This window comes from Ruegeria sp. AL1 (genome assembly GCF_056540905.1).
Genome location: NZ_JBQFXP010000008.1, coordinates 183,040 through 209,273 on the forward strand (window position 1 = coordinate 183,040; position 26,234 = coordinate 209,273).

General features: G+C 59.8%; 27 protein-coding genes. 25 read left to right on the forward strand and 2 right to left on the reverse strand.

The genetic code is table 11. The features are described 5' to 3' along the window. Window positions 1-215: 215 nt before the first annotated feature. The 23 genes from ACRZ9X_RS14375 (at window position 216) to ACRZ9X_RS14485 (ending at window position 23,172) form a co-directional block, all read left to right on the forward strand. Window positions 216-1,892, forward strand: coding sequence for a cytochrome D1 domain-containing protein (locus tag ACRZ9X_RS14375; protein ID WP_480519996.1), 1,677 nt, complete (start codon window positions 216-218; stop codon window positions 1,890-1,892). 123 nt (window positions 1,893-2,015) lie between these two features. Beyond that, window positions 2,016-3,797 (forward strand): NapC/NirT family cytochrome c, encoded by a 1,782-nt coding sequence (locus ACRZ9X_RS14380; RefSeq protein ID WP_480519997.1) that lies wholly within the window; start codon window positions 2,016-2,018, stop codon window positions 3,795-3,797. A 49-nt stretch (window positions 3,798-3,846) separates the two neighbouring features. Beyond that, window positions 3,847-4,254 carry a plastocyanin/azurin family copper-binding protein gene (locus ACRZ9X_RS14385; RefSeq protein WP_170714011.1) on the forward strand — a complete coding sequence of 136 codons (408 nt, stop codon included), beginning with the start codon at window positions 3,847-3,849 and terminating at the stop codon, window positions 4,252-4,254. Between the two features lie 190 nt (window positions 4,255-4,444). Then, window positions 4,445-5,206, forward strand: coding sequence for a uroporphyrinogen-III C-methyltransferase (gene cobA, locus ACRZ9X_RS14390; protein WP_480520000.1), 762 nt, complete (start codon window positions 4,445-4,447; stop codon window positions 5,204-5,206). Next, entirely contained in the window at window positions 5,199-5,609 is a 411-nt protein-coding gene (locus ACRZ9X_RS14395; RefSeq protein WP_480520002.1) for a c-type cytochrome, read from the forward strand. The genes cobA and ACRZ9X_RS14395 overlap by 8 nt, the downstream gene beginning before the upstream one ends. Continuing rightward, window positions 5,606-6,751 carry a cytochrome D1 domain-containing protein gene (locus ACRZ9X_RS14400; RefSeq protein WP_480520004.1) on the forward strand — a complete coding sequence of 382 codons (1,146 nt, stop codon included), beginning with the start codon at window positions 5,606-5,608 and terminating at the stop codon, window positions 6,749-6,751. Before ACRZ9X_RS14395 ends, ACRZ9X_RS14400 begins: the two co-directional genes overlap by 4 nt. A gap of 3 nt (window positions 6,752-6,754) precedes the next feature. Further along, window positions 6,755-7,744, forward strand: a complete 990-nt coding sequence (gene ahbB, locus ACRZ9X_RS14405; RefSeq protein ID WP_480520006.1) for a siroheme decarboxylase subunit beta — start codon at window positions 6,755-6,757, stop codon at window positions 7,742-7,744. Beyond that, on the forward strand, window positions 7,741-8,190 hold the full coding sequence (locus tag ACRZ9X_RS14410) for an Lrp/AsnC family transcriptional regulator (protein WP_480520008.1): 450 nt from the start codon (window positions 7,741-7,743) through the stop codon (window positions 8,188-8,190). Before ahbB (ACRZ9X_RS14405) ends, ACRZ9X_RS14410 begins: the two co-directional genes overlap by 4 nt. Then, window positions 8,187-8,669 (forward strand): siroheme decarboxylase subunit beta, encoded by a 483-nt coding sequence (ahbB, locus tag ACRZ9X_RS14415; RefSeq protein ID WP_480520010.1) that lies wholly within the window; start codon window positions 8,187-8,189, stop codon window positions 8,667-8,669. Before ACRZ9X_RS14410 ends, ahbB (ACRZ9X_RS14415) begins: the two co-directional genes overlap by 4 nt. Window positions 8,670-8,672: 3 nt before the next feature. Next, complete coding sequence (nirJ, locus tag ACRZ9X_RS14420; protein WP_480520012.1) at window positions 8,673-9,887, forward strand: heme d1 biosynthesis radical SAM protein NirJ; 1,215 nt, start codon at window positions 8,673-8,675, stop codon at window positions 9,885-9,887. Window positions 9,888-9,963: 76 nt separating this feature from the next. Beyond that, on the forward strand, window positions 9,964-11,487 hold the full coding sequence (locus tag ACRZ9X_RS14425) for a cytochrome D1 domain-containing protein (protein ID WP_480520119.1): 1,524 nt from the start codon (window positions 9,964-9,966) through the stop codon (window positions 11,485-11,487). Next, window positions 11,444-11,707 (forward strand): hypothetical protein, encoded by a 264-nt coding sequence (locus tag ACRZ9X_RS14430; RefSeq protein ID WP_480520014.1) that lies wholly within the window; start codon window positions 11,444-11,446, stop codon window positions 11,705-11,707. The genes ACRZ9X_RS14425 and ACRZ9X_RS14430 overlap by 44 nt, the downstream gene beginning before the upstream one ends. A 124-nt stretch (window positions 11,708-11,831) precedes the next feature. Then, a complete protein-coding gene (locus ACRZ9X_RS14435; RefSeq protein ID WP_480520016.1) occupies window positions 11,832-12,296 on the forward strand; it encodes a DUF2946 family protein in 465 nt (154 codons plus the stop codon). 44 nt (window positions 12,297-12,340) lie between these two features. Then, the gene (locus ACRZ9X_RS14440; protein ID WP_480520121.1) at window positions 12,341-14,464 is read left to right on the forward strand and encodes a 4Fe-4S binding protein; all 2,124 of its coding nucleotides are present in this window, start codon (window positions 12,341-12,343) and stop codon (window positions 14,462-14,464) included. A gap of 14 nt (window positions 14,465-14,478) precedes the next feature. Then, window positions 14,479-16,386 (forward strand): TAT-dependent nitrous-oxide reductase, encoded by a 1,908-nt coding sequence (nosZ, locus tag ACRZ9X_RS14445; RefSeq protein ID WP_480520018.1) that lies wholly within the window; start codon window positions 14,479-14,481, stop codon window positions 16,384-16,386. A gap of 2 nt (window positions 16,387-16,388) precedes the next feature. After that, window positions 16,389-17,645: a nitrous oxide reductase family maturation protein NosD gene (locus tag ACRZ9X_RS14450; RefSeq protein ID WP_480520020.1), complete on the forward strand. Its 1,257-nt coding sequence runs from the start codon at window positions 16,389-16,391 to the stop codon at window positions 17,643-17,645. After that, a complete protein-coding gene (locus tag ACRZ9X_RS14455; protein ID WP_480520022.1) occupies window positions 17,635-18,528 on the forward strand; it encodes an ABC transporter ATP-binding protein in 894 nt (297 codons plus the stop codon). Before ACRZ9X_RS14450 ends, ACRZ9X_RS14455 begins: the two co-directional genes overlap by 11 nt. Beyond that, complete coding sequence (locus ACRZ9X_RS14460; RefSeq protein ID WP_480520024.1) at window positions 18,525-19,346, forward strand: ABC transporter permease; 822 nt, start codon at window positions 18,525-18,527, stop codon at window positions 19,344-19,346. The genes ACRZ9X_RS14455 and ACRZ9X_RS14460 overlap by 4 nt, the downstream gene beginning before the upstream one ends. Beyond that, a complete protein-coding gene (locus ACRZ9X_RS14465; RefSeq protein ID WP_480520026.1) occupies window positions 19,343-19,858 on the forward strand; it encodes a nitrous oxide reductase accessory protein NosL in 516 nt (171 codons plus the stop codon). Before ACRZ9X_RS14460 ends, ACRZ9X_RS14465 begins: the two co-directional genes overlap by 4 nt. Further along, window positions 19,855-20,751, forward strand: a complete 897-nt coding sequence (locus tag ACRZ9X_RS14470) for an FAD:protein FMN transferase (protein ID WP_480520028.1) — start codon at window positions 19,855-19,857, stop codon at window positions 20,749-20,751. The genes ACRZ9X_RS14465 and ACRZ9X_RS14470 overlap by 4 nt, the downstream gene beginning before the upstream one ends. A 163-nt stretch (window positions 20,752-20,914) precedes the next feature. After that, window positions 20,915-21,586: a VPLPA-CTERM sorting domain-containing protein gene (locus ACRZ9X_RS14475; protein ID WP_480520030.1), complete on the forward strand. Its 672-nt coding sequence runs from the start codon at window positions 20,915-20,917 to the stop codon at window positions 21,584-21,586. Between the two features lie 177 nt (window positions 21,587-21,763). Then, on the forward strand, window positions 21,764-22,783 hold the full coding sequence (locus ACRZ9X_RS14480; protein WP_480520032.1) for a hypothetical protein: 1,020 nt from the start codon (window positions 21,764-21,766) through the stop codon (window positions 22,781-22,783). 95 nt (window positions 22,784-22,878) lie between these two features. Then, window positions 22,879-23,172: a hypothetical protein gene (locus ACRZ9X_RS14485; protein ID WP_480520034.1), complete on the forward strand. Its 294-nt coding sequence runs from the start codon at window positions 22,879-22,881 to the stop codon at window positions 23,170-23,172. 12 nt (window positions 23,173-23,184) lie between these two features. On the opposite strand, the gene ACRZ9X_RS14490 is transcribed toward ACRZ9X_RS14485, so the two are convergent. Beyond that, complete coding sequence (locus ACRZ9X_RS14490) at window positions 23,185-23,724, reverse strand: hypothetical protein (protein WP_480520036.1); 540 nt, start codon at window positions 23,722-23,724, stop codon at window positions 23,185-23,187. A 255-nt stretch (window positions 23,725-23,979) separates the two neighbouring features. On the opposite strand from ACRZ9X_RS14490, the gene ACRZ9X_RS14495 reads away from it, so the two are divergent. Then, entirely contained in the window at window positions 23,980-24,678 is a 699-nt protein-coding gene (locus tag ACRZ9X_RS14495) for a YrbL family protein (RefSeq protein ID WP_480520038.1), read from the forward strand. 63 nt (window positions 24,679-24,741) lie between these two features. Here the strand turns inward: ACRZ9X_RS14495 and ACRZ9X_RS14500 are convergent, their stop codons facing one another. Beyond that, a complete protein-coding gene (locus ACRZ9X_RS14500) occupies window positions 24,742-25,323 on the reverse strand; it encodes a YceI family protein (RefSeq protein WP_480520040.1) in 582 nt (193 codons plus the stop codon). Between the two features lie 77 nt (window positions 25,324-25,400). Between ACRZ9X_RS14500 and ACRZ9X_RS14505 the strand changes: the two genes are divergently transcribed. Then, the gene (locus tag ACRZ9X_RS14505; protein WP_480520042.1) at window positions 25,401-26,147 is read left to right on the forward strand and encodes an endonuclease/exonuclease/phosphatase family protein; all 747 of its coding nucleotides are present in this window, start codon (window positions 25,401-25,403) and stop codon (window positions 26,145-26,147) included. Window positions 26,148-26,234: the final 87 nt, after the last annotated feature.

Genomic DNA, 26,234 nt, shown 5'->3' on the forward strand with positions numbered 1-26,234 from the left:
CTTGATGGCTTTGGCATGCAGCCTAGCGGGGATCGGTCTGCGCAGACTTAACCAAGGTCAAGACGCCGAAAACATACGTCAAAAACCCTTATTTTATTGGGCAGATTTTTCACCCCGCAGCGCAGTTTGCACACCTTCCGTTGACTTTCGTCAAGGATGACATCCGCGTGATGTCTCACCCTAGTCCATGCCTCACCAGCAAACGGAGAGTGATCATGTCACTTGGAATCAGCTACACGAAAGCCAGCCGCACTCTTGGTGTTGGGTTGGCGATGCTGCTGGGTTCTGCGGCCGCACCGGTCCTGGCCCAAGAGCCAACATTGAGCGATGAAGCCTTTGAATCCTCCAAGCAGCTATACTTTGAACAATGCGCGGGCTGCCACGGCGTCCTGCGTAAAGGGGCTACCGGCAAAGGGCTGGAGCCGCACTGGAAGAAAACCGCAGCCGATGGCACGGTGACCGAAGGCGGGACCCTGCAACTGGGTCAGGAGCGCCTTGAGAAGATCATCGCCTGGGGTACCGAAGGCGGGATGAACAACTTCTCGGACATCATGACCGAAGATCAGATCCGGGACATGGCGACCTACATCATGATGGAGCCGCCGAAACCGCCTGAAATGTCGCTGGATCAGATGAAGGCGACCCGCAAGGTCTATGTCGAAGAAGCCGACTATCCGACCGAGCCGCTGCACGGCCGCAACTGGGAAAACTTCTTTGTCGTTATCGAACGTGACGTGGGTAAAGTTGCCATCATCGACGGTGACACCAAAGAGGTGCTGGTTCACATCCCCACCGGCTATGCGGTGCACGTGATCAAGGCGTCTGAACACCACAAGCTGGAAGAACCCGAAAATCCGGGTCGTTTCTGGTACACGATGGGCCGCGACGGCAAGATGACCAAGATCGACCTCTGGCAGACGCCGGACAAGATGTTGGTGTCCGAAGTCAAGATCGCCTATGACGCGCGTGACGTGGCCATTTCCGGCGACGGCAAATACGTGATCGGTGGGGGCTACTGGCCGCCGCACTTCGCGATCGTCGATGCAGTAACGATGGAGCCGCTCAAGGTTGTCTCGACCCGTGGTGTGAATATCGACGGTGACTATGTCGAAGAAAGCCGCGTGGCCGCGATCTACACCACCCCGAACGAGCCAAGCTGGCTGGTTGCGGTGAAAGAGCTGGGCCAGATGTGGCAGGTCGACTATTCCGATATCGACAACCTGCGCATCGACAAGATCGACACCGCCAAGTTCCTGCATGACGGGTTCTTTGACCCGACAGGCCGCTACTTCCAGATCGCCGCAAACGCGTCGAACAAGATGGTTGTTGTCGACACCAAGACCCGCAAGCTGGAATCGCTGATCGACGTTGCTGCCCTGCCGCACCCTGGCCCCGGCGCCAACTGGAACGATCCCAATTGCGGACCTGTGGCCGGTACGACTCACCTTGGCGTGGGCACCGTGACCGTCTGGGGCAACGACCCCGAGAACCGTCCGGACGACGCCTGGAAGGTCTGCTACGAAGTTGAAACCGACGGCCCCGGCCTGTTCATCCGTACCCACCCGAATTCGAAATATGTGTGGGCGGACCAGACCAAGCACCCCGAGCCCGAGATTCAGCAATCGGTGCAGGTCATCGACAAGGAAACCGGTGAGATCGTGAAAACGATCCAGTTGACCGAACAGGAAGGCCACGCCGCCGTCCACTTCGAGTTCAACGCAGACGGAACCGAGGTCTGGGTGTCCAACTGGAACCTGGCGGACTCGAAAGAGCCCAACGGTGAGATCGTGATCTACGATGCGGAGACGCTGGAAGAGAAAGCGCGCATCAAGGGCCTGTTCGCACCGACCGGTAAGTTCAACGTCTACAACCGTTCGAACCACGTCACCTGACGGGTTCAGCACCTGACACCGGAAAGGGCGGGCCCCTCGCCCGCCCTTTCCACGTTTGACACATCAGCCAAATCCACAGGCCTGACACCGAAGGCCAGAGAAGAAAGCCAACGGAGACCGGATATGACCTCGGAACCGGAAAAGAAAAAACCGATCTGGCGCCGGTATTTCCTGTGGGGAATGCCCGTGGCCGGCATCGCCGCGGCCTTTGCTGCCGGCATCATCTTCTGGGGCGGGTTCAACACCGCCATGGAAGCGACCAACACCAAGGAATTCTGCGTCTCGTGCCACGAGATGCGCGATTTCGTCTACGAAGAATACACCGGCACGATCCATGACGTGAACCGGTCGGGCGTCGGTGCCGTCTGTTCCGATTGCCACGTGCCGAAGGACTGGACGCATAAGATCATCCGCAAGATCAAGGCCAGCAAAGAGCTGTATGGCAAGATGGTCGGCACCATCAACACCCGCGAGAAGTTCGAAGCCAAGCGCGTGCATCTGGCGATGAATGAATGGGAGCGGATGAAGGCCACCGACTCGCGGGAATGCCGCAACTGTCACGATTTCGAATCGATGATGCCCGAGTTCCAGAAACCCCGTGCACGTCAGCAGCACCTGAACGCGATGACCGTGGGTCAGACCTGTATCGACTGCCACAAGGGGATTGCCCACTCGGATGCCCGCGACCGGGCCGAGGAAGAGTATCTGGAGCAGCTCGAAGCCCCGAACCCCGACTTTATCCGCGAAATCCCGGCCGAATATCTGGCCAGCCTTGAGCGGATCGAAGCCAAGGAAGCGGCTGAAGCCGAGGCTGAGAAAGCCGCCCGCGCAGCGCAGCAAGAAGCCGTGCAGGCGCAGATCGCAGCCGCTGTGGATGCCGCCGTGGCCGAGGAACGTGCCAAGGCCGCAGGGCAAGAGGCCGCAACGCCCTCAGCCGGCGGCGATGTCGCGACCAATATCGACTGGGCTGCAGTGGCAGGCACCGACCTGAAACTGTTCTACCCCGGTCAGGCCTCGTTTGAATGGGTACAAAACGGCAAGTTCCACGGTGGTGCGCGTCCTCTGACCAAAGGCGGTGATCAATGCACGACCTGCCACGCCAAGGAACTGGACACGATCGGCAACAAGATCGTTGCAGGGGGTGAGTTGGAACCAACGCCGATCCCCGGTAAGCGCGGCGTGATCGACGCGACGGTTCAAGCGGCCCATGATGACGAGAACCTGTATATCCGACTGCAATGGCCGGATGCGGGCCACAACCCGGCACCATTCGTCGATGGCGGCAAGATGGACCCCGATAACCAGATCAAGGTGGCGATGATGATCACCGGAACGGGGATCGAAATGGGTGATCAGGTGGGCTGCTGGGCCTCGTGCCACGCCGACAACACCTACATGCCCTTTGATCCCGGCGCCGAGGCGATTGCCGCCAACGGTGATTTCACCAGCCGCATGACAACGCAGGACACCGTGACCAAGTACATCAGCGAAAGCCGCACCGAGGTCGACACCAAAGGCCGCCGTGGCAAACCGATGGGCGGCTGGGACAAGCTGCACGCGGCCGAACAGATCGAGCAGTATCTGGCCGACGGCACCTATCTGGACCTGATGCGTGTCTATGCCGACGGCAGCGCCACCAACGGCTATCTGCTGGAACAGCGCGTGGTCAATGACGGTGAAATCGCCGCCTCGGCCAGCCTGGAGGGCGGCACCTGGACGGTGGTCTTCACCCGGCCGCTGAACTCGGGCGCAGCAGGTGATGTGCCGCTGGAACCCGGTCAGACCTATACGGTCGGCTTTGCCATCCACGATGACTTTGCCGCTGCACGGTTCCACCATGTGACGCTGGATACCAGCCTGGCGCTGGATGATGACAGCGCCTTCATCAACGTGGTCAAACAGTAACGGATCGGGGCCGGACAGTCCGGCCCCTTCCCAACCCAAGGAGAGGTCGATGAAACCCCAAAACCTTCTTCCTGCCCTGCTGCTTCTGGCCTCCCCCGCGCTGGCAGCGGATGACGACATCGCCGCCACCTGCGCCGAGGCCGAAGAGCGTTATGTCGAACTGTTCGGCCAGCCCTCGTCTGCTGTCGAAGATGCCGAGGTGGTGCTGATGTACAAGTACCTGTTCTGCCCGGTTGAACTGACAGTCAAGGCAGGCACCACCGTGCGCTGGGTGAACGTCGATAAACGCACCAGCCATTCGGTTCTGCTGAAAGATGGCAGCGAACCCGAAAGTGACCGGTTGTTTCCTGAGGAATCGGTTGATCTGACCTTTCTCACCCCCGGGCCGCAAGACTACCTGTGCGGACCGCATTGGGAGACGCAGAACATGATCGGAATGATCACCGTCGAACCCTGAGCCTGGGGCAGTCATACAGGCACGATAAAGGAGCGCGGGCGCAAAACCCGCGCTCCTTAACTTTAGTCAAGGAGGTTTGTTTTGGATTGCGCCAGTCTGACCCCATGACACGCCCGGCTCACCCAGCAACGTCACCGGATCGCGCAGGACCTTCGGGCTCAAGGAACATTCAGACCAAGCGAGTTCACACATGAGCGGTAAGGTTTTTCTGATTGGCGCAGGCCCCGGCGACCCCGAACTGATGACCCTGCGCGCCCTGCGGATGCTGCAAGAGGCGGATGTGGTGGTTTACGACCGTCTGGTCTCGGCCGACATTCTGAACCTGCACGCGGATGACGCGCGGCTGATCCCGGTGGGCAAGGCGCCCAAGTGCCATACGGTGCCGCAAGATCGCATCAACGAGATTTTGGTTGAAGAGGCCAGCGCCGGTCACACGGTTGCGCGGCTGAAAGGCGGCGATCCGATGATCTTTGGCCGTGGCTCGGAAGAGGCCGCGTATCTGATGGCAAACGGTATCCCGGTCGAATACGCGCCGGGGATCACGGCCGCGCAGGGCGCGTCCTGCTCGACCGGCGTACCGCTGACCCATCGCGGGTTGGCGACCTCGGTGCAATATGTCACCGGGCATCGGCAGGCCGACAAGGTGCTGGATCTGGACTGGAAACGCCTGGCCGACCCCGACTCGACGCTGGTCGTCTATATGGGCGTTGCCAATATCGGCCAGATCGCGATGGGGCTGATGACCGAAAACCTGCCTGGCTCGACCCCGGTTCTGGCCGTCGGAAAGGCTACCACGCCAGATGAACGCCGTCTGGTCTCGCGGCTGGACCGTCTGGCCGCGGATGTGCGCGGGGCTGACCTGAAAGCGCCTACCCTGTTCATCATCGGCAAGGTGGTTTCGCTTTATGCGGAACAGCCTGTGGCTGAGCTATTGGAGCAGGCTCATGGCTAAGCTTGGATGTAGATATGCTGTGCCCGGCGGCACCGCCGGGCAGCGCCCGACCGCCCCCCCGGGCGGGCGCTTCTCGCACCCCCGCGGCCGGTCGCTGCCCTCAGTTCTGCTCACGACCGCCGTGCTTGTGGCTACAACAGCCTTCGCCGCCGACACGCTCGACCCCAACGCCCTAAAACGGCTTGTGCATCAGGATTGCGGCTCGTGTCATGGGCTGTCGCTGAAGGGCGGCCTTGGCCCCGATCTGCGGTCCCAAACCCTTGAACATTATGACGCCGAGGTTCTGACCGGCGTGATCCTCGACGGCATCCCCGACACCGCGATGCCCCCATGGCGGCCCCTGATCAGCGAAGAAGAGGCCGAATGGATCGCCCGTTACCTGCTGGCACAGGAGGCCCAATGAAACAGCTTATCCTCACCCTCGCCGCCACGCTGCTGATGACCACCGCACAGGCGGAGCCCACAGCGACCGGAGACCTGGGCCTTGTGATCGAACGCGCCAAGGGCTCGGTCCTGCTGGTCGATCAATCAGACCGCGCAGCACTTGCCCGGATCGAAGGGCTGGGCGATTTGTCCCATGCCTCATTGGTCTATTCGCCCGACGAACGGTTCGCCTATGTCTTTGGCCGTGACGGTGGGCTTACCAAGGTTGATATCGTCACCCGCCAGATCGTGAACCGCGTCGTTCAGGCAGGCAATGCCATTGGCGGCGCGATTTCGGATGACGGAAAACTGGTCGCCGTATCGAACTATGAACCCGGCGGCGTGCGCGTGTTCGACGCGGACACGCTGGAAATGGTTGCCGACATTCCCACCGACAGCAAAACCATCGGTCTGGTCGATGCGCCCGGTCTCCGGTTCGTCTTCACCATGTGGGACACGGGCGAAACCTGGATTGCCGATTTCGCCAAAGGCGACCCCGCGATCACCAAGATCCCCGATATGGGCAAGAACCCCTATGATGCGCTGATCACCGCCAATGGCCGCACTTATATCACCGGCCTCTTTGGCGAGGACGGTCTGACCGCGCTGGACTTGTGGGCCGAGACGCCCGAACCCATCCGCGTGCTGCCAAACTATGGGCGTGGGCAAGAGGAAATGCCGGTCTACAAGATGCCTCATCTGGAGGGCTGGGCGCTGACGGGGCGCGAGTTCGTCCTGCCCGCCGTCGGCCATCACGAGGTTCTGTGGATCGACGCCGACACCCTGACCGAAACCGGGCGTACCCAGACCCATGGCCAGCCGGTCTTTGCCATGGCGCGGCCTGACGGGCGGCAGGTTTGGGTGAATTTCGCCCACCCGCTGAACGACACGATTCAGGTGATCGATTCCGTCAGCAAAGAGATCATCCACGAATTCAAACCGGGCCCCGCCGTGCTGCATATGGAGTTCACGCCACGCGGCCATGAGGTCTGGATCAGCGTGCGCGATGCCAACAAGGTCATGGTCTACGACACGCAGAGCTTTGAAAAACTGCGCGAGATCGAGGCCGACAGCCCCTCGGGCATCTTCTTCACCGCGCGTGCACACAGAACGGGGCTGTAACCGATGCAACATATCACTGACCCCATCGATTGCCGTCTGCTGGACGAGTTCCAGCGCGATTTCCCCATAACCACGCGTCCGTTTCAGGTTCTGGCCGATGCGCTTGGTCTGGACGAGGCCGAAGTGCTCGACCGGCTGGCGCGGATGCGCAAAACCGGGCGCATCACCCGGGTGGGCGCGACCATCGCGCCCGGCGCGGTCTCCGCCAGCACCCTTGCCGCAGTCGCCGCCCCTGACGCGCGGCTGGAAGAGGTCGCAGCCCTGATCGATGCGGAACCCGGCGTGAACCACAATTACCAGCGCGAGGACGACTGGAACCTGTGGTTCGTGGCCACCGGCCCGGACCGCGCGCATGTGAACGAAACGCTTGCACGGATCAGCCGCCGCACCGGATTGCGCGTGTTGGACTTACGGCTGGTGCGCCCATTCAACGTCGATCTGGGCTTCCGGATGTCGGGCGAAACCCGCAATGTCCCCGGCCCCCGCAAAGTGGATTGTTCAGCCATGAAGGACGGCGACCGGCCGCTGCTGCAGGCGCTCAGTTCCGGGCTATCGCTGGTCGCAGAACCCTATGCAGCACTGGCCCGGTCGCTGAGCCGCAGCACAGTCGATGTGATGGGACGGATCGAGGCCCTGCACGCGGCCGGGATCATCTCGCGCCTCGGCGTCATCGTGCGCCACCGCGCTTTGGGTTGGTCCGCCAATGCGATGGTAGTCTGGGATATGCCGGCCGATCAGGTTGGCGCCGCAGGTCCGGCGCTGGCCGCTCATCCAGGCGTGACGCTCTGTTATGAGCGCAACCCGGTCGAAGGCGTCTGGCCCTATCGCCTTTATTCCATGATCCACGCCCGCTCACGCCCCGAAGCGCTTGAAGTTCTGGCCAATGCCGCCGCCCTGCCGGAACTGGCTGGTGCGCGGCACAAGGTTCTATTCTCGACCCGGTGTTTCAAACAGACCGGCGCGCTGATCCAACCGAAAGAGGTGGCGGCATGATACTGGACGACACCGACCGCGCGATCCTGAATCGGATGCAGGATGATTTGCCGCTGATCTCACACCCCTATGCAGCGATTGCTGAGGAGTTGGGGATCGCGGAAACCGAGCTTCTGAACCGTCTGACCCGCATGAAAGAGGACCGCGTTATCACCCGGTTCGGCCCGTTTTTTGACGCCGCCGCCATGGGTGGGGCCTTCTGTCTGTGCGCGATGGCCGTACCTCCCAAGGATTTCGAAACCGTCCTGACCAAAGTCAATGCGCATCCAGAGGTCGCGCATAATTATGAGCGCACGCACCGGCTGAATATGTGGTTCGTTCTGGCGACCGAAACACCCGAGGGGATCGCAACCGCGGCCGAGGCCATCGAACGGGAAACCGGGATCGCAGTCCTGCAATTTCCCAAACTTCAGGAATTTTTCATCGGCTTCCGGGTGGCGGCATGATCGACGCAAAAGACAGAGAGATTATCGCGGCGCTGCAAACCGGCCTGCCGCTGGTGCCCGCGCCTTACGCGCAGGTGGCCGAGGGGCTGGGTCTGGATGAAGACACCCTGATGTTCCGTCTCGCCGACATGAAGTCGCGCGGCGTGATCCGGCGCATTGCGGCGGCCCCCAATCACTACAAGCTGGGCATGACGTCGAACGGCATGACCGTGTGGGATGTGGCGGATGATCAAGTGGCCGAGATGGGCACCCAGATCGGCCTTCTGCCCTTTGTCACCCATTGCTATGAACGCCCCCGCGCGCTGCCCGACTGGCCCTATAACCTGTTTGCCATGGTCCATGGCACCGACCGGGCCGAGGTCGAGGAGAAACGCGCAGAAATCGCGGCCATCCTCGGTGAGGCCTGCCGGGCCAAAGACATCCTCTATTCCACACGCATCCTGAAAAAGACCGGGCTGCGCCTGAAAACGAAAGGCTGAGACATGTTCCGCCTGACCGAATACATGCACCAGCTGGTCAAACCGACCCCGGAGCGCAAACGCCGCCCCGGTCCCGTGAAGCCAGTGGTGATCTGGAACCTGACCCGGCGCTGCAACCTGAAATGCCGCCATTGCTACACCGTCTCGGCGGATGTGGCCTTCCCCGGCGAACTCGGCCACGAGCAAGCCATGACAACCCTTGAGGATCTGGGCCAATTTCGCGTCCCGGCCCTGATCCTCTCGGGTGGGGAGCCGCTGGATCGGTTTGACTTTTTCGACATCGCCAATCGGGCGCGGGCACTGGTGCCGATGCTGGCGCTGTCCACGAACGGCACCCGGATCTACGACGAGACCGCAGACATGATCGCCGATGTGGGGTTCAACTATGTGGGCATCTCGCTGGACGGGATCGGTGCCACGAATGATTGGTTCCGAGGTGTCGAGGGCGCCTTTGCCGACGCCTTGCGGGGCGTGCGTGAATGCAAGAAACGCGGCATCAAGGTTGGCCTGCGGTTTTGCCTGACTGAAGGAACGCAACATCATCTGCCCGATCTGCTGAAGCTGTGTGATGATGAGGGTGTCGACAAGTTCTACCTGTCCCACCTTGTCTATGCCGGGCGCGGCGATAAGAACCGGGGCGAAGATGCCGAGCATCTGCGCACCCGCACAGGTCTGGATTTGCTACTGGAACGCGCGTGGGAGGCGGCATCCGGGGGCCGCCCGCTGGACATCGTGACCGGCAACAATGATGCCGATGCCGGGTATTTCCTGAACTGGGTCCGGGCGCATTTCGACGCCGACAAAGCGGCGCATGTGCGAGAACATCTTGCCGCGTGGGGTGGAAACTCCAGCGGGCTGGGTGTGGCCAATATCGACAATCTGGGCCGGGTGCATCCGGATACCTATTGGTCGGATTACACGGTTGGGAATGTGAAAACGGCACCGTTTTCCGAGCTGTGGACCAGCGATGACCCGATGCTGGCGATGCTGCGCACCCGTCCGCGCCCGCTGAAGGGGCGCTGCGGGGCCTGTCAGCTCAAGGACGTCTGCGGCGGCAATACCCGCATCCGGGCGCTGCAACTGACCGGCGATCCGTGGGCCGAAGATCCGGCCTGCTATCTGTCAAACGAAGAAATCGGCGTGGATGAGGCGGGCGAACGCCTGCAGGTCACGCCTTTCCGGGGGAAACGTCATGATCCGGCACATCAGTTCTTTTGAAATCCTTGGTCCTGCTGGCCCGGCCGTTACGCGTGCGGCGAGGGCAGGAGCCTCCGGCGAGAGTATTTTTGAAAAGATGAAGATCGGGGGGCTGGCCTGTCTTCTGAGTGTGGGCGCAGCCTGGGCGGATGCGCCGTCGGATTACGCGGAGCATTGTGCCGCGTGCCACGGTGAGAACCGGCTGGGCGGGGTTGGGCCCGCGCTGATCCCCGAGACTTTGAAACGGATGCGCGGGCCAAGGGTGGCCGCCGTGATTGCCGAGGGGCGCGCGGTGACGCAGATGCCGGCGTTCTCGCACGAGTTGGATGCGTTGCAGATCGAGGAATTGGCGGGGTGGCTTAAATCGCCGCTGGAGACCGATCCGGATTGGGGTGAGGCCGATATCATGGCCAGCCGCACGTTGGATGAGGATTACGTGGCGGTCGATGCGCCGGTCTGGGACAGCGATCCGATGAATATCACTCTGGCTGTCGAAACGGGTGACCATCATGTCAGCGTATTGGACGGGGATACGTTCGAAGTTCTGGACCGGTTCGAGACGCCTTTTGCCGTGCATGGCGGGCCGAAGTTCAGCCCCGATGGGCGCTATGTCTTCATCATGTCGCGCGATGGCTGGGTGCAGAAATATGACATCTGGGCATTGAAGCAGGTGGGCCGCGTGCGTGCCGGTTTGAACAGCCGCAACATCGCCATGTCGGGCGATGGCAAATGGGTGGCTGTGGCGAATTACCTGCCGAACTCGCTGACGCTGCTGTCGACAGAGGATCTGTCGGTGGCCAAAGTCATTGAAGTAAAAAGTAAACAAGGCGTTCCCAGCCGCGTCTCTGCCGTCTATCAGGCGCCGCCCCGCGAGAGCTTTGTGCTGGCACTGAAAGATGTGCCCGAGATTTGGGAGGTGTTTTACGGCGCCAACCCTCCGCAATTCGGGTTGGGGCATGATTTTCGCATTGAGGGGCAGTTCAAGAACCCCGATCCGTTTCCGGTGCGCAAGATCACGACGCCCGACTATTTGGACGACTTCTTTTTCGACCAGAGCTATGAATACGTCATGGGTGCCTCGCGCGATGGCAAGGGCGGACAGGTGATCGACCTGGTGATCGGGCACAAGGTGGCTGATCTGGACTTGCCGGGGATGCCGCATTTGGGTTCGGGGATCACATGGAAACATGTGGATACCACCGTGATGGCGACGCCGCATCTGACCGATGGCATGGTGTCGGTGATCGACATGGGGACATGGGAAACCGTCAAGCGGATCAAGACCGAAGGGCCGGGTTTCTTCATGCGCAGCCATGAGAATTCGCCGTATGTCTGGGCCGATGTGTTCTTTGGCCCCAACAAAGACGCCATGCATGTGATTGACAAGCAGAGCCTTGAGATCGTGAAGACCTTGCGCCCTGCGCCGGGCAAGACCGTGGCGCATGTAGAGTTCACCAAAGATGGCAGCCATGCGCTGGTGTCGATCTGGGAAGATGACGGCGCGGTGATCGTTTATGACGCGCAGACGCTTGAGGAAGTGCGGCGTCTACCGATGCGCAAACCGTCTGGAAAGTACAATGTCTGGAACAAAATCACCTTCTCGGAAGGCACCAGTCACTGAGGGCAAATGGCCGGTCTGGAAACTGGCCATTTTGCTTTATCCGGCCACGGCTTTGACTGTGGCCATCAACCTGTTTCTGGCCGGGCTGATCCTGCACGGCGCAGGTTTTGGTGCCATCGGTCCGGTGCCTGCAATCCTGTGGTCCATCCCTTTGGGTGTCCCAGCGGCCTGGCTGGCGGGACGCTGGGTGCGCGGATTGATGGATGAAGCAGACGATTGATTATAAATGTAAATTTTCGAATTTGATTAATTTTTGGCCGGTTCGAAAATAAATGACCTAAGTCAAGTGGCGACTCGGTCAAATCCTCTACCACCAAGGCATAGCTTCCCGAGTCGGAGACTCCATGCCTGCCCTGACCCCTCTGCACAATCTCCCTGACCGCGCGGTTCGCGCGGCAGCCGGGTTGGCGGGTATACTCCTTCTTTTGTTGCAGACCATTGCACCGGCGCTGGCGAGTCCCGGTGAGAGTGTCTGGGTGGAGATCTGCTCGGAAGGCGGCGCGGTCTGGGTCGAGGTTGACCTTGAGGAGGGTGCCGAAGACCCGACCGCGTATTGCTCGAAATGCGCCGATTGCGCGCTGTGCGCCGTGACCAGCGCCGCGCCGATGCCCGAGCTGCCAGAGGTGGCGCAGGCCGGAATCTTCCATTTTGTACATGGGAAAATCGGCACATCTTCCGTTTTGTACCAAACTCATCGGCTGTGGCCCGAGACCCGAGGGCCCCCATGCGCGCCCGAAATCACAACCGAACGCGCCCTGCGCGCGTCCATGGCATTCACCCAAACTATCGGAGGTGCGCCGTGGTCGTAAGTCGCGCAATCCATTTTCTGCTGGCCCTTGCCCTGTCCTGCCTGATGGCGATCAGCGCCCATGCCGACAGCCTTGCCAGCTTCTTGCCCGAGATTGAGCCCGCCGATCTGGCCCCCGGTGCCGATGCCTTTGGCCCGGTGCGCGATGATGTGCCGGTTGCGCCCGTTCTTAAAGGTGGGGAGACCGTGGCCTGGGCGTTCCTGACATCCGACTTCGTCGGCACCACCGGGTACTCCGGCAAGCCCATTCATGTGGTCGCGGCCATCGATGACGACGCGGTGCTGACCGGGGTGCAGCTGGTCAAACACTCCGAACCGATTGTCCTAATCGGTATTCCCAATTCCCGCATGGTGGAGTTGACCGAAGGCTATGCCGGTCTGGACCTGAAGGTTGAGGCCGAAACCGGCGGCGAAGGACATGACCTTGATATCATCTCGGGGGCCACCGTCACGATCATGGTGATCGACGACAGCCTTGTGCGCGGCGGCATCAAGGTCGCGCGCGCTTTGGGGCTAGGCGGCTTGGCACCGGCGCAGGCCGATGGGCCCAAGCGCGAGGTCGATATGGCGCAGGACGCCATCTATGACTGGACGACGCTGTCGGGCGACGGCTCAGTCCGGCGGCTGACGCTGGATATCGGGCAGGTCAACGCGGCGTTTGAGGCGACGGGCGATCAGCGGGCGATCAAGCGCCCCGAACCCGGCGAGCCTGATGACACCTATATCGACATGCATATGGCGCTGGTCTCGGTGCCGTCGATCGGCAAGTCGCTGCTGGGCGAGGCCGAATATCAGAATATGGTCAAATGGCTGGACGAAGGCGAACAGGCCATTCTGGTGCTGGGGCGCGGGGCCTACAGCTTCAAGGGCTCTGGCTACGTCCGGGGCGGGATTTTCGACCGAATTCAGCTGATCCAAGGCGACAACTCGGTGCGGTTCTTTGACAAGCAGCAGCGTCGTCTGGGCGAGGTTGCAGCGCCCGATGCCCCAAGCTTTACGGAACTGGACATCTTCAAAATCCCCGCCGAGGCCGAGTTCGACCCCGCCGAGCCCTTCCGCCTGCAACTGTTGGCGCAGCGGGCCGTGGGTGCGGTCGAGAAAACGTTCCTGACCTTCGATCTGGGCTACAAACTGCCCGAGCAGTATCTGCTGCCCGTCGCGGCCCCTGTGGTCGTCGATGACGCCACCGGCGAAGCGGCGGCCAAGGCCGCGCTTTGGAAACGCATCTGGAAGGACCGCACGGTCGAGATCGGGGTGCTGGGCGTCATGCTGCTGGTGCTGACGGCGACCTTCTTCTTCCAGTTCCACGCCACCATGAACGCGCGGGTCTTCTACTGGTTCCGCATCGGATATCTGACCATGACGCTGTTCTTCATCGGCTGGTATGCCAATGCGCAGTTGAGTGTGGTGAACCTGATGGCGCTGGCGGGCAGCCTGCGCACAGGCTTTTCATGGGATGCCTTCCTGCTGGACCCGTTGGTGTTCATCCAGTGGTTCGCCGTGGCTGCCGCGCTGCTGTTCTGGGGGCGTGGGGCCTATTGCGGCTGGCTGTGCCCGTTCGGCGCGTTGCAGGAACTGACCAACAAGATCGCGCGGGCCTTCAAGGTGCCGCAATGGACCTTACCTTGGGGCCTGAACGAACGCCTCTGGCCTGCGAAATACATGATCTTTCTGGTGCTGTTCGGGATCAGCTTTGTCTCGATCCCGCTGGCCGAGACCTATGCCGAGGTCGAGCCGTTCAAGACCGCGATCATCCTGAAATTCATGCGCGACTGGCCGTTTGTGGTCTTTGCGCTGACCCTGCTCGGGATCGGGCTGTTCGTGGAACGGTTCTACTGCCGCTACCTCTGCCCCTTGGGCGGAGCACTGGCGATCCCTGCCCGTATTCGCATGTTCGACTGGCTGCGCCGCTACAAGGATTGCGGCACGCCTTGCCAGACCTGCGCCAACGAATGCCCCGTTCAGGCGATCCACCCCACCGGTGAGATCAATCCAAACGAGTGCGTCACCTGCCTGCATTGTCAGGTGCTCTATCAGTCCGAGGACAAATGTCCCGTCGTTATCCGCCAGCTGAAACGGCGGGCCAAGACAGGGTCGGTCCAGATGAAGACCCCACTCGGACAACCACCGGCGAACCATCCGAACGCCAAACCGCAAACCGTTTCCTAAAAGGAGGGACGATCATGTCGGAACATGACAAGAAACTGAACATCACACGCCGCGGGATGCTGGGCGCAACCGCAACCGGCGCGGTGATTGCCGGGACCGGGCTGGGTTCGACCCTGATGACCGCGCGCGAGGCGAGTGCCGCCGCGAATGCGCATCTTGAGCCGGGTGAGCTGGACGAATATTACGGCTTCTGGTCCTCGGGCCAGACTGGCGAGCTGCGCATTCTGGGTGTGCCTTCGATGCGCGAGCTGATGCGGGTGCCGGTGTTCAACCGCTGCTCGGCCACCGGCTGGGGTCAGACCAATGAATCGCTGAAGGTTCTGACCGAAGGTCTGCTGCCCGAAACCAAGGAGTTTCTGGCCGCAAACGGCAAGGTCACCTATGACAATGGCGACCTGCACCACCCGCATATGTCCTTCACCGATGGCACCTATGATGGCCGCTATCTGTTCATGAACGACAAAGCCAACACCCGCGTGGCCCGTGTGCGCTGTGATGTGATGAAATGCGACAAGATCATCGAGATCCCGAACGCGCATGACATCCACGGCCTGCGTCCGCAGAAATACCCGCGCACCGGTTATGTCTTTGCCAATGGCGAACACGAAGCACCGCTGGTCAACGATGGCCAGATCCTCGATGATCCGTCGCAATACGTGAACATCTTTACCGCCATTGACGGCGACACAATGGAGATCGCATGGCAGGTGATGGTGTCGGGCAACCTCGACAACACCGACTGTGACTATCAGGGCAAATACGCGTTCTCGACCTCGTACAACTCGGAAATGGGGATGAACCTGGCCGAGATGACCGAGAGTGAGCTGGACCATGTGGTCGTATTCAACCTCAAGGCCATCGAAGAGGCCGTGGCTGCCGGTAACTATCAGGAGCTGAACGGCGTCAAGGTTGTGGATGGCCGCAAAGAGGCGGGCGGCAACCTGACCCGTTACATCCCGATCCCGAACTCGCCGCACGGTGTCAACGTCGCCCCTGACAAGAAACATGTGATGATTAACGGTAAGCTGTCGCCGACCGTGTCCGTGATCGACGTTGAAAAACTGGATGCGCTGTTTGCCGACAACGCCGATCCGCGTTCGGCCATCGTAGCCGAACCGCAGCTGGGCCTTGGCCCGCTTCACACCGCGTTTGACGGCAAAGGTCACGCCTTTACGACCCTGTTCCTGGACAGCCAGGTGGTGAAATGGGACATCGCCAAAGCCATCGAAGCATATGGCGGCTCGGATGTTGACCCGATCCTCGACAAGGTGGACGTGCAGTATCAGCCGGGCCACAACTCGACCTCGATGGGTGAAACCGCCGAGGCGGATGGCAAGTGGCTGATTTCGATGAACAAGTTCTCGAAAGACCGCTTCTTGAACGTTGGGCCGCTGAAGCCCGAAAACGAGCAGTTGATCGACATCTCGGGCGACAAGATGAAGGTGGTCCATGACGGCCCGACCTTTGCGGAACCGCACGATTCGATCCTTGTGCACCGGTCCAAGGTGAACCCGGTCAATGTCTGGGATCGCAACGACCCGATGTGGGAAGATGCGCGCAAACAGGCCGAGGCCGATGGCGTCGATCTGGATTACGGTGCCGAGGAACCCATCCGGGATGGCAACAAGGTGCGGGTCTACATGACCTCGGTCGCACCTGTATTCAGCATGGAGAAGTTCACTGTCAAACAGGGCGACGAAGTCACTGTCTATGTCACCAACCTGGATGATGTGGACGACGTGACCCACGGCTTCTGCCTGTCGAATTTCGGCGTCGCCATGGAGGTTGCACCGCAGGCCACCGCCTCGGTCACGTTCATTGCCGACCGTCCGGGCGTGCACTGGTTCTATTGCCAGTGGTTCTGCCACGCGCTGCACATGGAAATGCGCGGCCGGATGTTCGTTGAGCCGCGGAGCGCGTAACGATGCGTTGGTCCCTGCTCATACCGCTCCTGCTCGGCTCGCCCCTTTGGGCGGCGGACTGGGATGTGCCCAACCGGGCGGGGGCCATCAATCAGATACTGGCGCAGGCGGCGGATGGGGACACCCTCCGCCTGAGCCCCGGTGTTTACACCGAAACGCTTGTTCTGGACCGGCCCGTCACGATTGACGGGCAGGGCTTGGCCACCATTGACGGACAAGGTGAGGGCAGCGTCATCACCGTGACCGGGCCGGGCGTGATCGTGCGCGGGCTGACGGTGATCGGATCAGGCGACAGCCATGACGGGATCGACAGCGGCATCCAGCTGACCAAAACGGCCCACGCGCCGGTGGTCGAGGACAATGTGTTGCTGGGCAATCTCTATGGCATCGACATCCATGGAGCCAAGGACAGCATCGTGCGCCGCAACCGGATCGAAGGGCGGCAGGACCGTCACATGAACGCGCGCGGCAACGGGGTCTATGTCTGGAACGCGCCCGGTGCCGTAGTCGCCGACAATGACATTCAGTTTGGCCGCGACGGGATTTTCGTGAATTCTTCGAAGAAGAATTTGTTCACCGGCAACCTGTTCCGCGACCTGCGTTTTGCTGTCCATTACATGTATGCCGACAATTCTGAGGTCAGCAACAATGTCTCGATCGGCAACGATCTGGGCTATGCGGTGATGTTCACATCGAATGTCATAGTCACCGACAACGTCTCGATTGACGACCGCGAACATGGCGTGATGCTGAACTATGCCAACAAGAGCGTCATCACCGGCAATGTTGTGAAAGGTGCGAAAGAGAAGTGCACCTTCCTGTATAATTCGAACAAGAACGATTTCACTGACAACTGGTTCCAGGGTTGCGGCATCGGCATCCACTTTACCGCTGGCAGTGAACGCAACCGGATCGTCGGCAACGCCTTTGTCGGCAACCGGACGCAGGTGAAATACGTCTCGACCAAATGGGTCGAGTGGTCAGAAGACGGGCGCGGAAACTATTGGTCCGATTTCGCCGCCTATGATGTGGATGGCAACGGCGTGGCCGATGCCCCGTATCGCCCCAACGATTCAATGGACCACGTGCTGTGGACCCAACCCGCAGCCAAATTGTTGCTCGGCTCGCCTGCCGTGCAGCTGGTGCGCTGGTCGCAATCGGCCTTCCCGGCGCTGTTGCCGGGGGGTGTGATGGACAGCAACCCATTGATGCAAGCCCCTGAACCCCCAGCTATGAAAAAGGTGCCTCATGACGGATAAGGCCCTGACGATTAACCAAGTCTGCAAGGACCGTGGCAAGACCCGCGTTCTTGACGACATCACCCTGTCTCTTGCCCCCGGTCAGCGCGTTGCGCTGCTGGGCCATAACGGCGCAGGCAAGTCGACGCTGATCAAATCCATCCTCGGCCTGACGCCGATCCATGGCGGAGCCATTCGGATCGGGGGGGCCACCCCCGGCAGCGCACAGGCGCGGCGCGAGACGGCCTATCTGCCCGAGGCGGTGTCCTTCCATCCGGCGCTCACGGGCCGCGAGCAACTGACCTTGTTTGCCAAGCTTTCGGGCGCAAAGGCAGACGTACCCGGCCTGCTGGAGCGGGTTGGCCTGAGCGACGCTTTGGACCGCCGGATTGGGGCCTATTCCAAGGGGATGCGCCAACGTCTGGGTCTGGCACAGGTGCTGCTGGGTCAGCCGAAAGTCGCATTGCTGGATGAGCCAACGAGCGGGCTGGACCCGATCTCGCGGCAGGATTTGTATGCCATCATTGATGAGCTGGCTGCACAAGGCACCGCCGTATTGATTGCGTCTCACGCCCTGACCGAGGTTGAGGCCCGCACCGACCGCATCGCCATCATGCGCAAGGGCCGGATGGTGGCCGACGACACGCTGACAAACCTGTCTGCGCTGGCCGGTCTGCCGATCCGCCTGAAAGTGCGCGCCAGTGCCAACCCTGACGCCTTGGCCGCCGAACTGGGCGGCAATCGGATCAACGGGGCGTCTGTGGAACTGCTCTGCACCCCTGAAGACAAGATGGAGGCCCTTCGCCGCATCGCGGGATTGGGCGACGCGGTGGCGGATGTGGAAATGACTCCGCCCAAGCTGGAAGACCTCTATCGCCATTATGCACAGGAGGATTTGCAATGACCCGCTTCCTCGCCATCACCCGCACCGAAATGCTGATCCTGCGCCGCAACCGCTGGCTGCTGGTCGCGACGCTGATCATGGTGCTGTTCGCGCTGGCGCTGACATTTGCAGGCAGCGCACCAACTGGCACGCTGGGGGTCGATATGCTGACCGTTTCGGTCGCGTCTATGACCACGCTGTCGGTTTATCTTGCGCCTTTGCTGGCGCTGATGATTTCTTTTGATGCCATCGCAGGCGACGTGGATCGCGGCAGTCTTTCGCTGCTGCTCTCCTACCCGGCGGGGCGCGGAGAAATCCTGTTGGGCAAGTTCACCGCTCATCTGGCCGCGCTGGCCTTTGCCATGACCGTCGGTTTCGGCACCGCAGGCGCGGTGGCGGCCTTCTTTGGTGGCGCGGGGCCTGAAAGCCTGATGGCCTTGGCGCGCCTGATCCTCACATCCATCCTGCTGGGCGCTGTCTTTTTAGCGCTGGGATACCTGCTGTCCGCTTTGGCTAAGGGGGCCACGGCGGCGGCGGGTCTGTCGGCCGGGCTCTGGCTGGTTTTTGTCGTCCTCTATGATCTGGGCCTGTTGGGGGCCGTCGTCATGGACAAGGGCGGCGTCTTCACCCAATCCGTCTTTCCGTGGGTGATGGTGGCCAACCCGGCCGACGCATTCCGTTTGTGGAACATCGCCGCAACCGAAGGCGTCGCCATGGCCTCGGGCATGACCGGGGCCGCGCAAGCGCTGCCGGTCTGGGCGGCACCTGCATCGCTTTTGATCTGGCCGGTGATTGGCTTTGCCCTTGCACGCCTCGCGTTCCGGAGGGTCGAGCCATGAAACGCCTGTGCCTGATTGCCCTGATCGCGCTGAGTGCCTGTAAGGAAGAGGTCGCCGAGGCCCCCGACGCTGTGGACCTGACCCCTGACGCGCTGAGTTTCTTCTGCCAGATGAGCATCGCCGAACATGGCGGGCCCAAGGGGCAGATCCATCTGGAGGGCTACCCTGCGCCGCTGTTCTTTGCTCAGGTCCGCGACATGGTGGCCTATCTCAAAAGCCCCGAACGCGACGCCAAGATCACCGCCGTTTATGTCAGTGACATGAGCGTCGCCCCCAGTTGGCGGCAGCCGGGTATCTCGAACTGGATTCCCGCCGATGGCGCGACCTTCGTGGTCGGAGCCAACGTGCAGGGCGGCATGGGCGCGCGTGAGGTTGTACCCTTTGCCGACCCGACTGCCGCCGAGGCGTTCATCAGTGACTATGGCGGCAGTGCCCTGCCTCTGTCGGACATTCCCGATGCCGAGGTCCTGGGCCCCGTCGATCTGGACCTCAAGCTGGAGACCCCCGCATGACACGCCTGTCCCGCCGCCGTTTCCTGACCATCTCGGCCGCCTGCACAGCCTTTCCGGCCACGGCAGCCACATCGGCCCACTGGTCCGGCGTGGCACTTGGCGCGCGGGCCAGCCTGCGTCTGGAAGGTCTCTCTGCCGTTGAGGCTGCCCCGATCTTTACCGCCGTCGAAGCCGAACTGCGCCGGTTGGAAGATATCTTCAGCCTCTACCGACCCAATTCGCAGATCAGCCTTTTGAACCGTGACGGGGTTTTGTCTGGTCCGGCCCCGGACTTTCTGAGCGTTCTCAGCCTGTGTTCGGTCATTCACACGGCCTCGGGCGGTGTGTTTGATCCGACGGTTCAACCCTTGTGGATGGCGCTCGCTGCGGGTGCGTCTGCAGACGTGGTCAACATGGCGCAGCAAAGCATCGGCTGGGACAAGGTACAGATCGGCACGGACGCCATTCGCCTGCCGCAGCCGGGTCTGTCTGCGATCACGTTGAATGGCATCGCGCAGGGCGCAATCACGGACCGCATCGCGGCGCTGCTGCGCTCTTATGGCTTGCGCAACGTTCTGGTGGATATGGGTGAGGTCGCAGCCCTGGGTCGCCGCAGTGACGGCTCCCCATGGTCCATTGGCTTGGCCAACGCGCACAGAAAGGTCGCAAGACGCATCACTCTGACTGACCGTGCGGTTGCAACGTCTTCTCCCGGTGCAATGCGGCTTTCGGACGATCAAGGTCATATTCTGCATCCGCGAGGCAATGCACCAATACGCGGGACCGTTTCGGTCTCTGCCCCTGAGACAGCACTGGCGGATGGACTGTCCACCGCACTGTGTTTGTTATCGCCCAAAGAGACCAATTCCGTTCTGACGGCTTTTCCCGAGGCACATGTCGAGTTGATTGCCTGACATAATTGTCAAACTAAACCATGCCGTTATGCGTTACTCTGGCGTAGCTTGGCGTCTCTATTTCGATGCAGACCAGCGTCGAAAAGCGCAAAATTGACAGCTCCTGGCATTTTTGCAACAATTGGAATTATTATATGTGTTAATGATTTTAGGGGTCGGGGACATGGCTGCAAACAAACTGGCAAGTATCGCGCTTGGTGCGTTATTTTTCTTGGTCATCGGTGCATTGCAGGCGGCGGCCATGACGGTCACACATCAATTCTCAACCACCGTCAATGCAACCGAATTCGGTGGTGGCTTAAACGATCAGGTGACATTCCAATATACCTTCGACAGCGCCGCAAGCCCGTCCTCGACACGGACCCATTCCAGCGGCGGGACATTCACAGTCTATGACGGCGTTTTGGGAACGCTGCGGTATGGAAGCAACGTCGTTAACATTACCAATGCATCGCTTGCGGTTTACAACGACTGGGGGCTTGGCAACTTCAATGCACAGCAGATTTTTGCCAGGACCGGAGGGGCAAGCTATTCAGGCACGATAAACGGATACGCGATCGGAGAGTTCAGCCTGGTGACAGCTTTCAATTCCAGTTTGGGCAGTACGGCGCCGATTACATCGACAGATTTCCTGAATATCAACAGATCCCACAACATTAACTTCGGCACCGATTCCAGCGGGACCATTTTTGCGCAAGCCTATGGTAACGCCGCCGGAACGTACACGACTCCGGCTCCGGTGCCGCTTCCGGCAAGCGGGTGGCTGTTGATCGGTGGAATGGGTGCGGTGGCAGCGTTACGCAGGCGTAAAACCGTTCGGTCCGAATTGGCCTGAACAGAAGGTAAAGACAAGTCAGCTTGCAGCGCTTTTCCGCACGGCAGCACAGGTGCTGGGATTTTGGCAACGAAACGTCCTGCTCTTGAGGCGCGCCTCTCACTGCAATTCAATACTAACATTCGCATTTCATGTTAGACTCGATGTGACTTTGGGTGACAATGCAAAGGGTTGGAGATGTCCGAGCGCCGGGTGGAGTTGCGCTATTTTGCGATTGTGTTGCTGCCAGTTGCGGTGTTTGTGACGCATGAGTTGATCCAGCAGCATATGATTGCTGCTGATCTTCAGGTTCCGGTTTCGATCCTGGTTGCCGAACCTACCTGGTTTGAATCCATTGGGCGGTTTCGGTTTCTGGCCGCTTCCTGGTTCTTTTCGGCGCTGGCGTTGTTGCCAGTGGCCGTTCTGGCGCGCAACCTGATGCGCCCGTTGGAGCGGCGGACCAAAATCGCGTCTATCGTAACCGTTCTAGTGGTTCTTGCGCTGGCGATCATTCCGACGGTGCAACAGCATTCAACGGGCGAGGCACCCCAGATTTACCATCAGGTCGGTAAAGCCGTTTTCGAAATGGCGCTGGCGCGGGGCGAGTTGCCGGGGTGCCGAACACCGGACGACATTTGGCTGCTGGGCCGGTGCGGAGATATTCCGGTGTTCACCTTGTTCCGGCGCGTTCTGGATATCATCAACGCGCTGGCCGGACTTGCCGTGGGGTCTTTGATTGTCGGCATGATCCTGTGCCTTGCTTCGCGCGCGCCCGGCGACATTGAAAAATCGGCAGATGAACTGGCACGCAGCCTGCGTCATATGCGGCAGCAACTGTATCTTTCCAGCCTGATCCTGACCTTCGGCATGTTTTTCGCAACCAGTTGGATGTATTGGCCCCTTCCGCTGATCTCGGATGCTGACAAAAGCGAATATAGCGCGTTGGTGACTGCGTCAGCTCTGTTTACCGGCACCTATTTTTGCCTGTTGATGCTCAGCTACTTCCTGCCGGTGGCCGTTATTCTGGATGGTCGGGTCAAGACACTTGCGATGGTGGCGCGGCGGGATGGGTCTGATACCGATGAATTCGACGTCAACGACTGGCGCGCGACGCATGGCCTGTCAGAAGGGGGCAGTGATATATTCCGCGCAGGTTTTGCATTGGCCGCACCTATTCTGGCGGCATTTGCTGGTGGAATATCTCCGATTGGCGGGTAGGGGTCTTTTCAGTCAAGGGTTTCCGGTGCGACGAAGCTTGCTTAATCTGTGAAGCGTCAAAGCCAAATTTTTTGAACCAACCATAGGATTGAAAAATGAATAATCTGAAAACCTGCGCCCTATTTCTGGCGGTTCTGGGGACATCTGCATTTGCGACCGAACATAACATCCCGCTGGAATTGTCGATTGCCTGCAATCAGCATGGCGCAGTTGTCAAAACACCAAACGGCGCAACCTTTTATCTTGGCAAGCAATGCGACGCGGCCCAGCCCGGTGTGGGGGAAGGCCGTTGGTGGTACGCAGCATCCGGGTTCATCGTCGAAATCAACGGGCAGTCGGTGCGCTTCTCGAATGACTTGAGTTGCGACATTCCCTATTGCCGCCCTTAACGAGCGTTGATCTCAGCCAGCCCGGGCCTGCCGCCACGCCTTGGCTTGATGCAGTTCGATCCGGATCGGACCCCTGAGGCCATCAATCTCCCAGAAGTCGGGTTCGTTGCCAAAATCGGGATCGTCGCGCATCCACCGACAGTCCTGATACCGGACCGGCCACCAACGTTTACCGGCGTAAATCTCGATGAGCCGCCCGTCGCGCGGCGCTGTTTTCATGTGACGGGCCTTGATCTTCTTTTTGGGTTTGCCGCGAGAGGACTGCGCTGCCGCCGCTTTTTGAAGCTCAAGATTGAATTTCTGTTGCTCGCGCAGGTCGGACCGGTTGGTGAAATACATCTGACTAAGGAATCCAAGGACCGAAAGAAGCGAACTGACGACGGGAAGGACGACCTCGACCACGTAGGTTGAGGGTGCGGCGAGCTCAGGCTCTGGTTCCGGCGATTGTTCGGTCGCATCGGGAATTGCGGAACCGACGCCAATATCGGGTGCAGCGATGTCGCCGCCGGAAAACGTAAAAGACTGAAAGCCGAGGAAGGCGAACCCTGCCACCGCGAGCACAGCAAATACATATCTGAGAGAAGATAGAAGTCTTAACAGTCGCAATTCTCTTCCTCCGTATTCGTTGTCTCGTGCCGGGCAATCTGACTTGCGGATGAGGGTCAGAAGCTCGGGTTACATATTCAGGAAACGTCTTATTCCGATTTTAACACATTTCCTGTTCTTCTTCTGTGTTCACGCAATCTCGATCATCCGTCACGCGCTTGTTTATGTTTTGTGAATACCCCGTTTGGTAAGGCTTCGTGCATGAAGCGTTTCACAAAGGGCCGCAGATTTTTTGATCTGCGCGCATATGAACCGGTGGCGCGCGGCAAACAGCGTGACATCTTTTTGATACAGGGCAAGGATGCGGGTCTTACGGGCGCGAACAATGCCGTTGTGTTGAAAGTTCCAAGATATGCAGAACGTTACGACCGGTTATCGCGTCCAAAACAGACTTTGCGCAAAGTCTACGCCACCAGCGAACAACGTGTTATTTTGAAAGAGGCCGCGTATTGGCGGAAAGTCAATGAGAATTGGGATCACGAAGCCGCGCCGCTTCCAATTCCCAGGTTTCTGGGGCTGGTCGAAACCTCGGCTGGGGTGGGTGCATTGTGGAATGCTGTGAGCGGCGACAATGGCAAGTTGGCGCCGACTTTGAAAGAGATCATTGCCAGAAATGAGATGGCGGACGCACTTGATCCGCTCAACGAGTTTGTAAACACCTATTTCAACCAGAATCTGGTCGCGGCTGACCTGCATTTTCGCAACATCGTATTTGGGCAGGAAGCGGGCGTGAAACAGTTTTTTCTGGTGGATGGGTTTGGCGATCACCGAATGATTTCAATCAGGGGCAGATCGGCTATGTATAATCATAAGAAGCTCATTCACGCGTGTTGCAAGCTGGCGCGGCGCGCCAACCTGACCTTCGAACCGGACAGGCGCGCGTTTTCCCTACCGTCCTGACTTTGGTGTCGCGGTACATCGGCAGCGAGTCCGTGCACCGGTCAACCGCGCGCGGCGCAGCGCTTATTTGATCTGCATGGCTTCGGTTTCAATTCTGATATCCACTTCATTGCCGACCAGCCCGTTGTCGACAGCATAGCTCATACCAAAATCGCTGCGCTGGATGGCTGTATCAATGGACAAGCCCAATACATGGCGTTTGTGCCCGAAGGGATAGGCCTCTGACTTGTTGAGCGTCACATTCAGCGTCACGGGCTGTGATACGCCAAGGATGGTCAAGTCACCGGTGACGGTGCCGGATGTTTCAGTTTTTGCAGAGCCCGAGGTCGCGACGAACGTGATCTCGGGGAATTCGGACACATGCAGAAAATCTTTGTGCTTTACATGCCCATCCCGTGCCTTGTGGAACGTGTTGACGCTGCCGGCGTCGATTGTGACCTGAACATTCGCCAGTTCCTGGATTTCCGTGTCATAGTCAAATGTGCCTTCAACCTTGCCGAAAACCCCAAGTGTTTTGGCATAGCCAATATGCTCAACAGTAAAAAAAACCGTAGTATGATCCGGGTCAAGTTCATAGCTGGCCATTTCGGCTGCGGCGGCAAGCGGAGTGGACGCGAGCAGAACGCTCAAGGCAAGTTTACGCATGGCTGGCCCTTTTCAGGTTGTCGAATTAAGTTGCTGTATCGATATAGTCTTTTATTCGCTCCGATAAAGTAAACTCAATGCGTCTGACCCAGTTGACCTGCGCAACCTGGAATGTTCACCGCGCCAGAGGACAAGACACCCGTGTCGATCCTGAACGGATTCATCGGGCGATCGCTGGTGACCTTGCCCCGTTGGGTTTGGATATCCTGGCGCTGCAAGAAGCAGATGAGGAATGCCGCCCGCATGGCCGTATTCTGGACGTTGCGCGCATTTCTGACGACACCGGCCTAACCTATCAGCATGACATCGACACGATGAGATGGGGGCCTGACAGCGACGGGTTTCTGGGCACCATCCTGTTTCTGAGCCCGCATTATGACGTGACGCACAAGGATGTGTTGGATTTGCCCGGGCATTGCCATCGCGGCGCGGTTGTCATTGAAACCTTGCGAGATGGCATACCGGTCCGCGTGATCTCGGCCCATTTGTCTCTGTTTCAGCCCCTGCGTATGGTGCAGATGCGGATCATCGGTCAGTATCTGCATCGCCGCCCCCGGATGCAAACCGTTGTGCTGGGGGACCTCAATGAGTGGCGGCCATGGGGCGGGCTGATGTTTCATCCGCGCCTGATCGGATGCAATCTACAAGGCCCGGCCCGGGCAACGTTTCCCGCCCAATGGCCGATCCTGCCTCTGGACCGAATTTTGACAGACAGATCCGATGCAATCATGAACATACGCGTTTGCAACTCGTCCATTCTGCGCGCCGCGTCCGACCATTTGCCTTTGACAGCCACGATCACGGTTTCGCGAGGTTCTGAATAAACACGCGCCCGATCTGTTATCAAATTAGCCAGCAGCGAAATCTGCACTATTTCTTTTTAGCAAGCAAAACAAAGGGTCAGAGACTGT